This window comes from Singulisphaera acidiphila DSM 18658, assembly GCF_000242455.2.
Taxonomy (GTDB): domain Bacteria; phylum Planctomycetota; class Planctomycetia; order Isosphaerales; family Isosphaeraceae; genus Singulisphaera; species Singulisphaera acidiphila.
Genome location: NC_019892.1, coordinates 868,702 through 883,318, shown reverse-complemented (window position 1 = coordinate 883,318; position 14,617 = coordinate 868,702). Strand labels below are relative to the sequence as shown.

At 56.9% G+C, this 14,617-nt stretch carries 9 protein-coding genes and 1 pseudogene; 5 read left to right on the top strand and 5 right to left on the bottom strand.

All coding sequences use genetic code 11. The features are described from left to right. Positions 1–67: 67 nt before the first annotated feature. The 3 genes from SINAC_RS03470 to SINAC_RS03460 all read left to right on the top strand — a co-directional run bounded on the left by SINAC_RS03470 (position 68) and on the right by SINAC_RS03460 (position 7,264). Positions 68–1,213: an ISAs1 family transposase gene (locus tag SINAC_RS03470; RefSeq protein WP_015243931.1), complete on the top strand. Its 1,146-nt coding sequence runs from the start codon at positions 68–70 to the stop codon at positions 1,211–1,213. Beyond that, complete coding sequence (locus tag SINAC_RS03465; protein WP_015244308.1) at positions 1,210–6,288, top strand: RHS repeat-associated core domain-containing protein; 5,079 nt, start codon at positions 1,210–1,212, stop codon at positions 6,286–6,288. Before SINAC_RS03470 ends, SINAC_RS03465 begins: the two co-directional genes overlap by 4 nt. Before the next feature lie 532 nt (positions 6,289–6,820). Next, positions 6,821–7,264, top strand: coding sequence for a hypothetical protein (locus SINAC_RS03460; RefSeq protein ID WP_020467671.1), 444 nt, complete (start codon positions 6,821–6,823; stop codon positions 7,262–7,264). 307 nt (positions 7,265–7,571) lie between these two features. On the opposite strand, the gene SINAC_RS03455 is transcribed toward SINAC_RS03460, so the two are convergent. From SINAC_RS03455 to SINAC_RS03445, 3 genes are all read right to left on the bottom strand, one after another. Then, positions 7,572–8,570, bottom strand: a complete 999-nt coding sequence (locus SINAC_RS03455) for an IS3 family transposase (RefSeq protein ID WP_015244306.1) — start codon at positions 8,568–8,570, stop codon at positions 7,572–7,574. Between the two features lie 6 nt (positions 8,571–8,576). Then, positions 8,577–8,744, bottom strand: coding sequence for a hypothetical protein (locus tag SINAC_RS40485; protein ID WP_015244305.1), 168 nt, complete (start codon positions 8,742–8,744; stop codon positions 8,577–8,579). Between the two features lie 564 nt (positions 8,745–9,308). Further along, positions 9,309–10,580, bottom strand: a complete 1,272-nt coding sequence (locus SINAC_RS03445) for a transposase (RefSeq protein ID WP_157579409.1) — start codon at positions 10,578–10,580, stop codon at positions 9,309–9,311. A gap of 1,080 nt (positions 10,581–11,660) precedes the next feature. Between SINAC_RS03445 and SINAC_RS03435 the strand changes: the two genes are divergently transcribed. Beyond that, positions 11,661–11,933, top strand: a complete 273-nt coding sequence (locus SINAC_RS03435; protein ID WP_157579408.1) for a hypothetical protein — start codon at positions 11,661–11,663, stop codon at positions 11,931–11,933. Between the two features lie 44 nt (positions 11,934–11,977). Here SINAC_RS03435 and SINAC_RS03430 read toward each other — a convergent pair whose 3' ends face one another. After that, the gene (locus SINAC_RS03430; protein ID WP_015244301.1) at positions 11,978–12,484 is read right to left on the bottom strand and encodes a hypothetical protein; all 507 of its coding nucleotides are present in this window, start codon (positions 12,482–12,484) and stop codon (positions 11,978–11,980) included. Positions 12,485–12,519: 35 nt separating this feature from the next. Then, positions 12,520–12,929 (bottom strand): annotated as a pseudogene (locus SINAC_RS41085) (hypothetical protein); the annotation flags it as partial. A 309-nt stretch (positions 12,930–13,238) separates the two neighbouring features. On the opposite strand from SINAC_RS41085, the gene SINAC_RS39625 reads away from it, so the two are divergent. After that, positions 13,239–14,396, top strand: coding sequence for a tetratricopeptide repeat protein (locus SINAC_RS39625; RefSeq protein ID WP_161625867.1), 1,158 nt, complete (start codon positions 13,239–13,241; stop codon positions 14,394–14,396). Positions 14,397–14,617 lie beyond the last annotated feature (221 nt).

Below are 14,617 nucleotides of genomic sequence, written 5' to 3'. Positions count from 1 at the left end.
TCGTGAATCGGCTTACTGCACTCCGGGTGTGCGGAGGCCGACACCGACCGATCCCAGGATGCCTCCCATGGCCAAGCCCGTCGATGTCGGCTCCATCGGCTCTTATTTCGAATCGCTCTCCGATCCCCGCCACGCACGCAATCGTCGGCACTTGATGGTCGATATCGCTGTCATCGCGGTCTGCGCCGTCATCTGCGGATGCGATGGCCCTACCGCCATTCATCGCTGGGCCAAGAATCGTGAGTCCTGGCTGGCCCTGCATCTGGCCCTGCCCAACGGCATCCCCTCACGGGATTGCATCCGACGCTTGCTCATGGCGCTGAAACCCGAAGCCTTTCAACGCTGCTTCCAGGACTGGATCTGCGACGCGATCCCCGCCGACACTGAGAACTCCCGCCGACACGTCGCTATCGACGGCAAAGCCTGTCGCGGATCGCACGATGCGGCCAAAGGTCTTGGCAATCTGCACATTGTCAGCGCCTGGGCCAGCGAGCAGGGCATTGCGCTGGGTCAGGTGGCCACCGACGCCAAGTCCAACGAGATCACAGCCATCCCAAAACTTCTCGAGCAGATTGACCTCACGGATACGCTCATCACGATCGACGCGATGGGCTGCCAGAAAGCGATTGTCGAGCAGATCGTTGACGGTGGCGGCGACTGCGTGATCGCCGTCAAAGACAATCAGCCGAAGCTCGCAACCGCGATCCAAGCGTTCTTCCTCGACCACCTGGAACGCGATCTCGAGGACCTCCACTATCGATACGACGAGACCCGTGATGCCGGGCACGGCCGCATCGACGAGCGTTCCTATTATCTGGTCAAGGTGCCGACTGATTTCGCGCCGCTGAAGGATTGGCCCTGGATCAAGGCAATTGGCTATGCGGTGCGAATCACGCAGCATGCCGATGGGACGGAGTCGGACGAGGTGCGTTACTATCTCAGCAGCCACTATCTGAGCGGCAAGCGTTTCGGCGAAGCGGTCCGCGGTCACTGGAGTATCGAGTCGATGCACTGGGTACTCGATGTGAACTTTCGCGAAGATGAGCACCGCACTCGCGAGCGGACTTTGGGGAACAACTTGAGCTGGCTTCGGCGGTTCGCCGTGACGCTGCTGAAGCGTCATCCCGACAAGGATAGCCTACGTGGAAAGATGATGTCCTGTATGATTAATACGGACTACCTCACGCAAGTCCTTTCACTACAGCGTGTTTGATATGCGCTGGCCCTGGGACCAACGGAGGGGCGTGGACGACCGTACGCAAGGTTGAGTATGACTATTATGGCAAATCAGACTCCCACGGCAATATCGGCGACCTGAGGACGGCCACGATCAAGGACGGCGGCGGAAACGTCATCGACGTCGATTACTATCGCTACTACACCAGCGACACGTCGACGGGATACAAGCACGGACTGAAATACTTTTTCAGTCCGGCCTCGTACGCCCGACTCGCTGCGGCCGTGATCGACCCACTGACGGCAACCGATACCCAAGTCGCCCCCTATGCCGACAATTATTTTGAATACGATTCGGAGCACCGAGTCACAAAAGAAATTGCGCAAGGATTTGGCTGCTCGGTCTGCACGAGCGGCTTGGGGGCCTTCACATTCCAATACACGACGAGCAGCAACTCCAACGGGATGAACCGTTGGAAGGTCAAAACGGTCGAGACGCTGCCCGATAACAATCAGCTGATCGTGTTCACGAACTACGCCGGCGCGATCATGCTCAAGGTGTTCCGCGACACGACGACCCACCAGGACTGGGTCGAGTTCTGGAAATACGACGATAACGGCAAAGTCGTGCTTCACGCCTTCCCCTCGGCGGTCACCGGCTACAACGAAAATTACGCCGACCTGCTTGGCGAAGTTTCCGGGAATTATGGATATCTGTCCGACTACAGCGGCCAAATCGAGACGTTTACCTACATCGCCAGCGGCGCGGCGATCGGCAATCTGTCCACGGCGTCGGTGCAAAAAGGGGAACTGGGGGTTTCGCAGCCGCAAAGGACGATCACATACACCAGCCACACCGGTGGCGGCGTCACTGTGGCCCAAGTCGCCACGGATACGGTTTATCGCAATGACAACGGTACGGGTGGCCTGACCACAAGCTACTCCTACACCTGGTACGCCAACTCCACCCGCATCGGATCGGAAACGATCACCCATCCGACGGTGAATTCGTCCCAGAACGGGCCTGGCACGGCCGACACGGAGACGATCTTCTACGACGCCTACGGCCAGCCAACCTGGACCAAGGACGGTGACGGTTTTCTGACTTACACGGCGTACGATCCGGCGACCGGTGCCGTGGTCAAGAAGATCTACGACGTGAACACAAGCGTGACGAGCGAGTTCACGGCTTTGCCTACAGGTTGGACGACACCGAGCGGCGGCGGCCTGAACCTGATCACTCGGGTTGAAGTCGACGCCTTGGGCCGCGCAACGAAGACGACCGACCCCAACGGTAACGCCACTTACACGGTCTACAACGACGCAAATCATGAAATTCGGGTCTATGCCGGCTGGAATTCGACCACGCATCTTCCGACCGGCCCGACCCTGGTGATTCGCGAAGACCGGGCCAGGAGCTATACCGAGACGTTCACGATGGTGGCGACGCCGGCCCTCGACGGCAGCGGTCGGCCGACCGGCACCGAGGCGATTGGCTCATTGCGAAGTTTGACTCGCGAGTTCACCAGTGTCGGGGGCCAGGTACTCCAGGCCGACGCCTACAATAACGTCGCGGGCCTGACCTATTCGGCGAGCACGTCGTTTGGCACAGAAGGGGTCAACTTCAATCGCACCCTCTACAGCTACGACACGCGGGGACGTCTCAAATTGGTGACGACCCCCAACGGCACGATCACCAAGGCTGTCTACGATGGGCTGGGCCGGACCATCGAGGTCTGGGTCGGAACCAGCAGCGTGAATCTGGTCAAAGTCAGTGCTCAGGAATACGACAACGGCGGCATCGGCGACAGCAATCTGACCAGGAAGACGCTCTATCCCGGCGGGGGAGCCAGTGCCAGGGTCACCGACTACTTCTACGACTGGCGCGACCGACTCGTCGCGACCAAGGATGGTGTGCAAGTCAGCGAAGGGACCGACGTCAATCGGCCAATCACCTATCTCGTTTACAACAACCTTGGCCAGGTCACGTCCCGCGAATGGTTCGACGGCGACGGCGTAACGGTTACCGACTCCAATAACGACGGCGTGCCCGATCAGCCCAGCGCTTCCTTGCGACGGGCCAAGTCGACCTTTGAGTACGACGATCAAGGACGGCTCTTCGCCACCCATGTTTTCAGCGTCAACCAGAGCACCGGTTCCGTCTCGTCGGATAGCCTGACCACCGCGTTCTGGTACGACCACCGGGGCAACGTCATCAAGCAGGCATCTCCTGGCGGTCTCGTGCAGAAGGTCGCGTACGATGGCGTGGGACGTCCGGTCACGATCTCCACGACCAATGGAGGAGGGGATTCGTCCTGGGCCGATGCCGGGACCGTCACGGGCGACGCCGTGCTGGAGCAGGTGGAATACCAGTACGATGCCAACAGCAACATCCTCCTGACAACCGTCCGCCAGCGGTTCCACGATGAGACGGCCACGGGAGCGCTGGGGACCCCGTCCTCCGGCACGAAGGCCCGCGTCTCTTATGTCGCCAGCTACTTCGACGCCCTCGACCGCACGACGGCTGTCGTCAACCTTGGCACCAACAACGGGTCAGCGTACACCTGGACCTCGACGATTCCCGCTCGATCGGACACGGCGTTGGTGACCAGCTACGGCTACGACGACGCCGGCCGGCTCCAAACCGTCACCGACCCTCGAGGCATCGTCAGCAAGCGGTTCTACGACGCGCGGGGACGGACGACCAAGACGATCGAAGCCTATACCAACGGAATCCCCACGGACACCACCAACAAGACCGTCGAGTATACCTACGACGGCAATGGCAACCTCCTCACTCTGAAAGTGGTCTTGCCGGGCGGCGGACAACAAACGACGGAGTATGTCTACGGCGTTGATACGGCCGCTGGCAGTGCCCTCTTCAGCAATGACCTGGCGCGGGAGGTTCACCATCCCGACAAGACCACCGGCGCAGCCAGCGGAACCGAGGCTGAGGTCTACACCTACAACGCCTTGGGGCAGGTCAAGACGGCGACCGACCGCAACGGCACAGTGCACACGTATACCTACGATGTGCTGGGCCGACAAATCTCCGACGCAATCACGACCCCGGGAAGCGGCATCGACCAGAGCGTCCTGCGCATCGAAACCACTTACGACGTCGCAGGCCGTCCAATCCTCCTCACAAGCTACGACGCAGCCAGCGGCGGCAACGTGGTCAACCAGATTCAGCGAGTCTACAACGGCCTGGGACAGCTCATCACCGAGTACCAGGCGCACGGCGGAGCAGTGAACCCCCTCACCACGCCGAAGGTTCAGTACGCGTACAGCGAAATGAGCGGCAGCGCCAATCACAGCCGGCTGGTCAGCATGACCTATCCCGACGGCCGAGTCCTCCATTACGTCTATGCCGGCGGCGTCGACAGCGACATCAGCCGGCTGAGCTACCTTGCCGACGACAACGGCTCCGGAGGTATTGGCACGCACCTCGAAGAGTACAGCTACCTGGGCTTGGGGACGATCGTCAGCCGGTCACGTCCGGAGCCGGGGGTCGCCCTCTCCTACGTCAAGCGAACCGGCGAATCCAACGGAGACGGGGGCGACCAATACACGGGCCTGGACCGCTTCGGCCGAATCATCGATCAGCGCTGGCTCAATCCGGCCACCGGCACGGCCACCGATCGCTTCCAGTACGGCTACGATCGCAACGGGAACCGGCTGTACCGGAGCAACTTGCTCGACGCGGCGATGGACGAGCTTTACCACGCCAGCGGTTCCGGCAACGGCTACGACTCGCTCAATCAACTGACCGGGTTCGTTCGGGGTGCATTGTCGGCGTCTTCGCCTGGTGGCACCCTGGATACAGTCTCCAGCCCATCGCGGAGCCAGGCATGGGACTTCGACGCGTTGGGCAACTGGGAGAGTGTCTCAACCAATGGAACGTCCCAGACCCGGAACCACAACGCCCAGAACCAGGTAACCGGGGTTAGCGCTTCGACGCTGACCTACGACGCCAACGGAAACATGACGACCGATGAGACGGGACGAAAATTCATCTACGACGGCTGGAACCGCCTCACGGCAGTCAAAAATTCCAGCAACAACCTCCTGGTCGACTACACCTACGATGCCCTCGGTCGCCGGATCACCGGAGACAATGGCACGGAGGTGCATCTCTATTACTCGGCCCAGTGGCAGATGCTTGAGGAGCGAATCAGCGGGATTGCTGTGGCTCAGAACGTTTGGAGTCCGATCTACGTCGATGCTTTGGTATTGCGGGATCGGGATGCGGGCGGACTCGATGGAATCCTGGAAGAACGGCTCTACGTCCAGCAGGATGCCAACTGGAACGTGACGGCAATCACGGATAAAACTGGAGCGGTGGTCGAGCGGTATATCTATGATCCGTATGGACAGGCAAGCGTTCTGGCCGCGAACTGGACGGCGTTGGGTTTGAGCGCATACGGTTGGGTTTACCTTCACCAAGGTGGACGATACGATGGTGTGAGCGCTTTGTACAGTTTCCGCCATCGCGATTATTCAGCCACGCTCGGGCGGTGGACCAGCCAAGACCCGCTGAAATTCCGCGCTGGCGATACGAACTTGTTCCGCTATACTTTTGGTAATCCCATCACTTTTAATGACCCCACAGGATTGGACGTTCGCATCGAAAACACTGACGCTGTTGGCGGATTTCATCAGAAGATTACGGTCGACGGCCCTGGGGGGAGTTGTTATTCAATCTCGTTCGGAGTTGACGAGCAGCAGCCGGGTTCGTCCAAGGGTGGGACGGATAGTTCTGGTGGTGGAAAATCCGGTAGCAGTGGCGGCGGCAGTGGCAGTGGCAGTGGCAGCGGCAGTGCCCGGCCTTCGCATGGAAGTGGCGGCGGCCCCTCAAGAGGTGGAAGTGGAAGTGGTATCGTCTATCCCGATCCAGCTCCTCCAATTCATACGGCGGACACCTTTCCGACCACTCCTGAACAAGACGAAGAAATCAGGAAATACCTGGAATCCCTTGTTGACAATCGAGGCAGCTACAGCATCCCTCTTTACAATTGCCGAACGTTCTCGCGTCAGCAATTCGAGAAGCTTCGAGAGAAATACAAAAAGAAACCAGCGTATCCGCTTGAGAGCCCGCTATACAGTTATTGAGATAGTCATTAAGCCAAAAATCATCGGAGGGGACGCCGGATGTAGGTGATGGCCCAGTTGGCGACAGACACTCTGCCTAGTCACCCCGAGCATTGCAACGATGTCGGCGGCGGATCGCTCAGGGTTGAATCCAGCACGGCTAAATAGAACCACTCAATAAGGGAAAGCAGCGGAGTGACGAAATTTCGTCACTTCCTGGAAGAAGCTGACAGGTAAGACTTTCCAGATTGCGAGGAGCTATTTAGGGCCCTGCAATGAAGGCCGACATCCGTAGCCTCCTTGAATTGACTTCGGAGGTGGCGGTAGCGACCCAATCCGTCACCATGCGGCGCATTGCATCGGACGATCCGGGGAGGAATTCCCCGTCTTCAGAACGAAGATGATTCGGACGAGCGGGTCTCAACTGCCTGCACTCTTGCACTTACGGCTTGCAATCAATTCACTGAATACAGCAATCGGCACAATTCGCAATTCAGACATAATCCAGCAACAAGAGTAATTAAAATCGATGCTTTTTTCGAATAATTCAATCATGAGCACAAAAGCCATTATCATGATCATTACTTTCGGTGTCTTAGCAGGGATCTTTTTCCGCTCAATTTCCATGAAGCCTGACCCTCAGATTTCGCTGAAGAATGCTCGGCTAGAGGCGACGTTCTCCAGACCGGGGCAACCAGCGAGGAAGGGCAGCCTTTCCGCAAATTCCTCTGGAGCGGCCGCAATCAATTCGCTGCTGGACAAACACAGGGGAAGGTGGAAAAGAAGCTGGATCACCTATGCCCCGGCCGTTGTTGTCAATTCTGATGACTTCATTTTAAACATTCATCGAAATTTATTAATTCTGAACTACAGAAAAAAAAACAGTTCAGATACATTTACTCAAGTGGTGAGCGAGCTTACCGAAAAAGAGTTCGATCATACCAGTAAATCGATTCTGGAAAGCCTCGTTGAGTCTCCACCTGAAGCAAGCCAGTGATTGCACGAATGACGCTCCGAGCCTCTATTTCCCTGAATTCCAGCTGCTGACGATTTCCCCGGCTGAACTGTACATTTCCGCTGGTTGCGGCAGAGGGGCGTCACCTCGCTGATCGTTCGATGCCGCCCATCCGGAGAGCGTCTCCGGGATCGTGGAGTCTTGATTCCAGAGTCAGGGTGCCAAGCTCCCACTTCGTAACCGTTCACAGAGACACGCGAAGGACGGAGGGAATACGGAGGGAATTTTGAAGATCGATCCTGGGCATGTCTGGCCTGCTCCCCATTTCTTGATCCAGTGATAATAGAAATCACTGGTGCGGTTGTTCAGTATACGATGGATCGCTCGAATTCTCTTCGATAGGCACGTACCTCAAGCATCGGGCCGCAAATTCTGCCGGGGTCTGATAAGCCAGTGAACTGTGCGGGCGTTCCGTATTGTACTCTTCCTTCCAGAGCTCGCCTAACGCCCGCGCCTGAACTTCGCTCTCGAACTCCTCGCGGTCCAAGAACTCGTCGCGCAGCTTGCTGTGAAATGACTCCGCGTAGCCGTTCTGCCAGGGGCTCGCCGGTGCGACGTACAGCGTCCCGGAACCCGTCTCCACTAACCACGACCAGACCACCTCGGCCGCAAATTCCGGGCCGTTGTCGCTACGGACCCGATGTGGTGGGCCGCCTCGCATCGTTGCGACCTCGGCCAAGATGACTCGAATCTCCTCGGCCGTCATGCCTCGTCGCGCCTCCAACGCCAGGCATTCCCTTGTGTACTCGTCGATCAAGCTCAGCCACTTGAGGCTCCGACCGTCACTGGTACGATCGAAAATAAAGTCCCATGTCCATACATCGTCTTTACCGCGAGACGGCCGGAGGTGACAGGCATTGAGGTCCTGGCCGTGCGGTCGCCTGGGCTTGGGCGTACCGCGTGGCTTGGCCACTTTCAACCCCGACAGTCGCCAGATCCGCCGGACCGCCTTCTTGTTAACCGACCAGCCCTCGCGATTCAGGAGTGCCCAGATTCGTCGATAGCCGAACCGTGGGTACGTACCGGCAAACTCCTCGATCCGCCGGGCCAACGTCGCCTGGTCATCCCGTGTCACGGGAGTATAACGGAGGCTGGAGCGGGGCAAATCCAGCGCCCGAGATGCTCGCCTCTGCGAAACATCGAATATCTCGCAGATTTCGGAAGTGATCATGCGACGTCGGGCGGAGGTCATGGCTTTTTTCAAGGCCTCCTGGAGCATGCGCCGGTCGAGCGCCAATTCGGCGACCAGGAGTTTGAGACGATCGACATCGGCCTCAAGCTCGGCCACGCGAAGTTACTCATGTGATACTGGATTTTCCTGGAGGGTCTTCCAGCGGTAGTAGGTGGTCATTGCGATGCCGGCCTTACGGCATGCCTGGTTGACGTTCAACCCGGCGTCGAGGTCGGCCTGGATGTCACGCAGCATCGAGGCGATGCGGTCCGGTCCTGGTCGTTTTCGCATGGATCGCTCCCTGGCTCTCTGCCAGTTGTACGATTTCCATTAAGACTGGACCAGGTTATGGGGGGCAGGCCAGTTTTGGAACACGCTGACACTTTTGAATTGCTGTCCCTCCAACCTGAACCGCCATTGGAAAGCCCCGAGCACGGGTTTCATGGATATAAAGTTTTGGGGAAGTGCCAGATTCTTGGAGAGGACAAGCGAAAAGTGATTGTGAAGGCGTTCGAAGCGGGAGTCAAGGAGGAGAAAGGACTGATCGCTGCCTGTTTCGAGCCACACCATGGTCTACGCGTTACGCGAAACAGAAAATCAGTAGATTTCGTGATCTGCTTTGAATATTTTTACGCATACATTTATATAAATTCAAAATTATCAAACGGATTTAGAATTACATGTTCTCCTCGCCCAGTCTTCGACAAGGAATTGCGGGAGGCTGGCGTCCCTTTGCCTGAACACTGAATAGTGGAGCTGCAAAAAAAGGACACGCAAAGGGGACAGAAAGAATTTTGGGCTCCTCAGCAGAATTTGTGACACTCCTCGCTAATCCCGACAGCCACGGCCCATTTTTCAGGCGACTCGAGGCCTCGGAACAGTCTTGGGCGATTCCCGCGCCAGTTCGATGGGAGGCGTCTCGTCCAGCCAGCGGCTTCGTGCCGCCTTCTCATGCTCCCAGTAACGGTCCAGCAGCAAAACCATGAACCGCACGATCGTCCGCCGACTCCGCCATTTGTAGCGGGCCTTCTCCTCATGGCGGAGCTTGCGATTGATCCGTTCCACATGATTGTTCGTCCGCATCCGCCGACACGCGGCGCTCCCCAAGAACGCGATCATCTTGGCGAACTTCTCCGGCCCGAGTTTCTTCACGGCCTTCACCAATTCGGGCACCCCGAGGAAGTCGCGGTCCGTTGTCAGCCTTTGGTGCCGCCGCCAAGCCGTCGCTTCGCCCTGGTTCTCCGCGAACAACCTTTGCAAGGCGTCCACGAACTGTCGCAACGGTCTCAACTCCGGCAGGTCGTTGAGCATCGTGTTCAGATCAATCCGCTCCTGGCGGCTCATCTGATCCCGCCGCCGAACGATCAGGAAGCGATGACTGAAGATAAACGCCGACTTCTCCTTATAGGTCGAACGGTGTCGCGGCTTGCGGCCTCCCGAGGGCCTGCCGCGCCGTCGCTTCCGCCCCCGGTTCCCGCGCCGCTCCAGTCCACGACGGAACCGCCGCAACGCATCGAGAACCAGCTTGTGGAGATCCTTGAGGACATGAAACACGCACAACTGATGGCGGGCCGATGGCCATAACTCGGCCAACACCGCCGGGTAGAGATCCGAGCCGTCGGTCACCACCACCTCCGGCTCCAATCCCCAGGTCTTGAGGTTCTTGAGGAACCGCCGCATGTGATCTTTGTCGTTGCTGGCGACCAGGGCGAAGGCGACGGCCAAGTCGTTCAGGGGGTCGGTCGCCAGCAGCAGAGCATAACGACCAAGATGGAGTTCATCGACGCAAAGCGTCCCGCGGAAATGCTCGAGCACCCAGCGACGATGCTCGGCCATGTCGAGACGCTTCGCCTGATGGAGAAGACAGTCGTAGACGAAACCGTCGGACAGGTCCAAGAGGAAATCGCGATGTATGGACTGAATGACGCGTTCGACGCTCATGCCATCCTCGAGGATCCGATCGAGGACGGCTTGGCGGACCTTATTATCGTAACGGGCCTTGAATTCCACGCTCGTGGGCATGGTCCGAAACGTGGAACAGCAGTGGCAGCGGGCGCGATACTCGCCGTAGGTGACGTCAAGGTAGACGACCTGATGGTAGGCGATCGAACGGATCAGGCGATTCAAGACATCCTTTCGCCGCCCCAACTTGCCACACGTGGGGCAGGGAGCTTTCTTGGGGCAGCACGAGATCGGTATCGTGAGAGTTGGGGGCCTTTGGGTCTCCATGGCCTGCGTGCTCCAGAAGGATTGGGTTTGTCTCCATCCTTCAGCACGCAGGCTGTAACTCTCGCTGTCAAGGCAAGTTGAATCGCCTCATAAACTGTCGGGATTAGCGAGGAGTGTCGAATTTGTGGGTGTAATTGCCAAGGTCATGGGTTAGCGCGAGCCTTTGAATGAGAAGTGAGGTGCATCCTGGGCAGACTCCGGATTAGGATTGGTTTACCACAACTAAGCCCAACCGGAGCCCACCCAAGATGCAACTCAAGACTATCCTCAATCGCGTCCATCCGCTCAAGTCCTTCGTCTATGAGCAGGTCCGCCTGGTTGAAAAATCGGGAGTGCCCGTCATCGAGATCGTCATTCAGCCCAGAGCCAAGAGCCTGCCTGCCTGCTCCGGTTGTGGCCGGAAGCAACGCGGATATGACCGTCAATCTCAAAGGTGTTTCCAGTTCATACCGGATCCTGGGCATGCCTACTCCAACCTGCTTATGGCGGCCCCGACAAGAGTCCCATCAACATGAGTCGTGCCTGTTGGGATGTTGTGGAGATATTTGTCACAGGTCGGCACACTGCGTTTGAGGTCACTTTCCCTGACAGCTTGGTCATCTACTTCGACGAGGGCGGACCATGATCAACAACTGCCGGCGCTCTCGGTAGGCCTGATCGCTGATTCGGCCCCGATGATATCCCGAGCCACTACAAGCGTGTCTCATGCCTTAGTCAAGCAATGAGACGGTAATTCCCGACTCTCGGACAGAATTATGACGAAACTGAGGAGAGGTCTGATCGTTCTCGCAGCGATGCTTGCTGCATTATGGTCTGCTTGGATGATTCTGATAATTTTCACATATAAGTGTCTAACGCAACTCGAATTATTGACGGTGCTGGCGACCATAATAGCGACAAGTTCATGGATATTGATCAAAAATGGAGCACATTTTATCGTGAAACTCAAACAGCTATGGCGTGATTGTGATCACTGATATGGCCACAGTGAGACACGCAAAGGGGATGGAGGGAAGTTCGATCCTGGGCATGGTTTTCGAGCATCTGCCGGGCTGGGTTCCCCGGGATAGGGGATCTCAGGAACAGCCCGGCCAGTTCGGCGCACCGGACCGACAGGCCCATCGCCTCGCTCAGCCGGCAGGCATCCTCGATCAACATTTTGACGCCGCATCGGGGTCGGTGACGACCGCCGCTCCGGCCTTGCGGCGGCGCAGGACAGTTCCGGTGGGTCACCAGGAACGCGTGCGTTGACAACTGTAGCCGGGGTCCCACAATCATCTGGACAGAAACGTACGCTAAGCCTTGCGGCTTCGATCTTCCCCCAACGATTTTCTGGGCTCTTCCCTCGAAACAGCACTTGCTCTCTCGCCCGGCCAGATTAACCTTCTCAGCAGAAAAGCGACTCCAAAAGCGATGAACGCCGCGTCCACGATGCCCGCCAGGTTCAGCTCGCGCGGGCCATCGACTACGGACACCACATACCACCGGCCATGGCTGAGGAGCAAATAGGACGCTATGAACACTGTGTCCGTAACCCCGATCAATACAGCAGCGAGGGCGAGCGACTTGAAGAAAGCCTTCCACCTGGCCCCCTCTCCGCCTCCATTTGCCCTCATCCGGTTGAACGCCCCTTGCGCAGCGACTGCCGCCAAGCAAACCACACACGACGCAACGATCAAGAAACCGATGAGCGGGTTTCCGTCCCACTCCTCGCGCAGGAGGGCCAGGTAGGTCGCTTGAGTGACAGCGGCACAGGCCACGGCCATCAGCATCCCGCGTGTCGTCATGCGAGTTCGAGACATGACCGAGCCTCCTGACGTGAGGTGGACCCCATTGTCTAGTCTCCTGAGTGAGAAATTCGCTCGCAAACCCGCTTCACCTTGTCCAAAATCAAATCCGCGCTGGCGGTCCAAACAAACGGCCTGGGGTTTTCATTATGGTCGGCCAAGAATTTCATGATCGCCTTCTCCAACGCTGCCACGCTGCGGAACACCTTACGGCGAATCTGCTTCTCGATGGTCTTGGCGAAGAACCGCTCGACCTGCCCAGGCGTCATCGGCAACAGCGGTTGGGTGCGGTCCAGGGCCTGCATCTGGCTCTTCTCGTCGATCGACAGGACGATCGCGTTCTCCGGCGGGCTCGTGTACAGCCCAACGACGTCGCGGACCTTCTCCAGGAAGCACGGTCGGTCGAGAGCTTAAAGGTTTCGCTCTGGTGAGGCTTCAGCCCAAAGGCGTTCCAGATCCGGACTTTGCCAGTTAGACGTTTGGTCAAATCAGCCGAGCTTGCCAGCGAACCTCGCACCCGGCGAACCAGCCCTTTGTGTTCTCAGCGAGGTGGCGACCTTCACCGTCGTGGATCACGATCATCACCGCACAACTGCGCCAATGGGCACTCAGGAAATCCTAACCCATGATCCAAATCTGTTGCCAAACGACCCATCGCCAGATCCGATCGGGAAGCTGTCCTTGGTGCAATTCGCCATTGCCTGAGAATCAGGTAGATCGCAACCCGACTTCCAATATCCTTGGCGCGACATGGTGGGATGTTTCTAGAATGTTAGCAGATTTGGGCAACAAGGCATGCGAGAAAGTGCGACTGACAACAGCCGCAAATCTTGCAGATCATTTTGAGGGTCTCGAAGAAGCGATTCCTGCCCTAAAAAAGGCAATAAATGACCCTCTCGAGGAGGTGCGAGAACTCGCTCAACAAGCCTTCTATCGACTTGCTTCCAGCGTAGGAATCGAACAGCTACCCTACTATGAGAGCGAGCTTCGTCGAGATCCTAACGATCTTGCAATGTTAAGAATTGTTCTTGTTTTATATTTAATTTTTTACTTGCAATCCGACAATGTCAATATAAGCCGCCAACAGCAGATACTGCGGATTATCGCGACAATCCCTGGCTCGGAACTCGCGGCTCCTCCCTTGGCGTCGCTTTCCCCTTACCTCGACGGCGTTGTTTTTGATCAAGCAAAAATCTTATGGATCAATCATGTTAGTGAGTGCGCTGATGATAAATTTATAATTAGTAATGCAGCAAAATTTTTTGCATTGCATGATCCTTCTCTCTCCGTGAGATGGTATCGTAGGTGTCTTAGCCTTGATCCCGATAATCCCGAGTGGCATTGGCATCTAGGCAACCTCTACAAGAGAATGGGGCGGCACCAATCATTCGAGTCTGGAACGGATTGGTCTGCCGTGTGCTTTTCCGAATTTGAGCAGGCTCTGGAACTGGCCACCGAGAATACCAGATGGTCAAATCTCGCATTGCCAAGCGTGGCCAGGGCTGCTTTCGAGGCCGGAGAGATCCATAAAGCCCAATTCTACGCAGAAGAACTCGTCTCGCGCGGTTGCCAACAATTTAAGTTCAGGACAAACAAAAACAATTTGATGCGTGGAGGCTTCATTCATCAAGGAAACCTCCTCTTGGGCCGAGTAGCCTTGGCAAAAGGCGATAGAGAAGAAGCCAAGCGACATTTGATACTAGCAATCACTCCGCCAGATTGTGATCCATTGATTCTAGTATCCGCAAGCGGTCCAAGTGCTTCTCTTGCAAATGATTTATTACAAATCGGTGAACGTGACTGCGTGATCCAGTATTTTCAACAGTGCGCCCAATTGTGGCCTACAGGCAGAGATGTTTTGGTGCGTTGGATTTCCGATATTCAAAATAAAAAGACGCCGAACTTTGGGGGAAACTTGATTTACTGACTGGTATTTTGCAAACAGGACTTCGGCGGCGTTAAAATAGGTGAATGATGCTTGGATTATGCCCGATTTGCTCTGGCGCAGTTGGACTGCGGAGCATCTGGTCATGCCTGGAATTATCGTAGGATTTTAGCCGACTGCAGGGGACAACCACCTTGCTTTCGAAGCTGCTGGCCTGTCTCGATCTTGGCTCGCTCTTCTTGAGCCATGACGATGACGGACCA

What these genes read in the sequence shown, in the direction of transcription:
- SINAC_RS03470 (WP_015243931.1), top strand. Translation starts at nt 68, where the DNA reads ATGGCCAAGCCCGTCGATGTCGGCTCCATCGGCTCTTATTTCGAATCG.
- SINAC_RS03460 (WP_020467671.1), top strand. Translation starts at nt 6,821, where the DNA reads ATGAGCACAAAAGCCATTATCATGATCATTACTTTCGGTGTCTTAGCA.
- SINAC_RS40485 (WP_015244305.1), bottom strand. Translation starts at nt 8,744, where the DNA reads ATGCGAAAACGACCAGGACCGGACCGCATCGCCTCGATGCTGCGTGAC.
- SINAC_RS03435 (WP_157579408.1), top strand. Translation starts at nt 11,661, where the DNA reads ATGGCCACAGTGAGACACGCAAAGGGGATGGAGGGAAGTTCGATCCTG.
- SINAC_RS03430 (WP_015244301.1), bottom strand. Translation starts at nt 12,484, where the DNA reads ATGTCTCGAACTCGCATGACGACACGCGGGATGCTGATGGCCGTGGCC.
- SINAC_RS39625 (WP_161625867.1), top strand. Translation starts at nt 13,239, where the DNA reads ATGTTAGCAGATTTGGGCAACAAGGCATGCGAGAAAGTGCGACTGACA.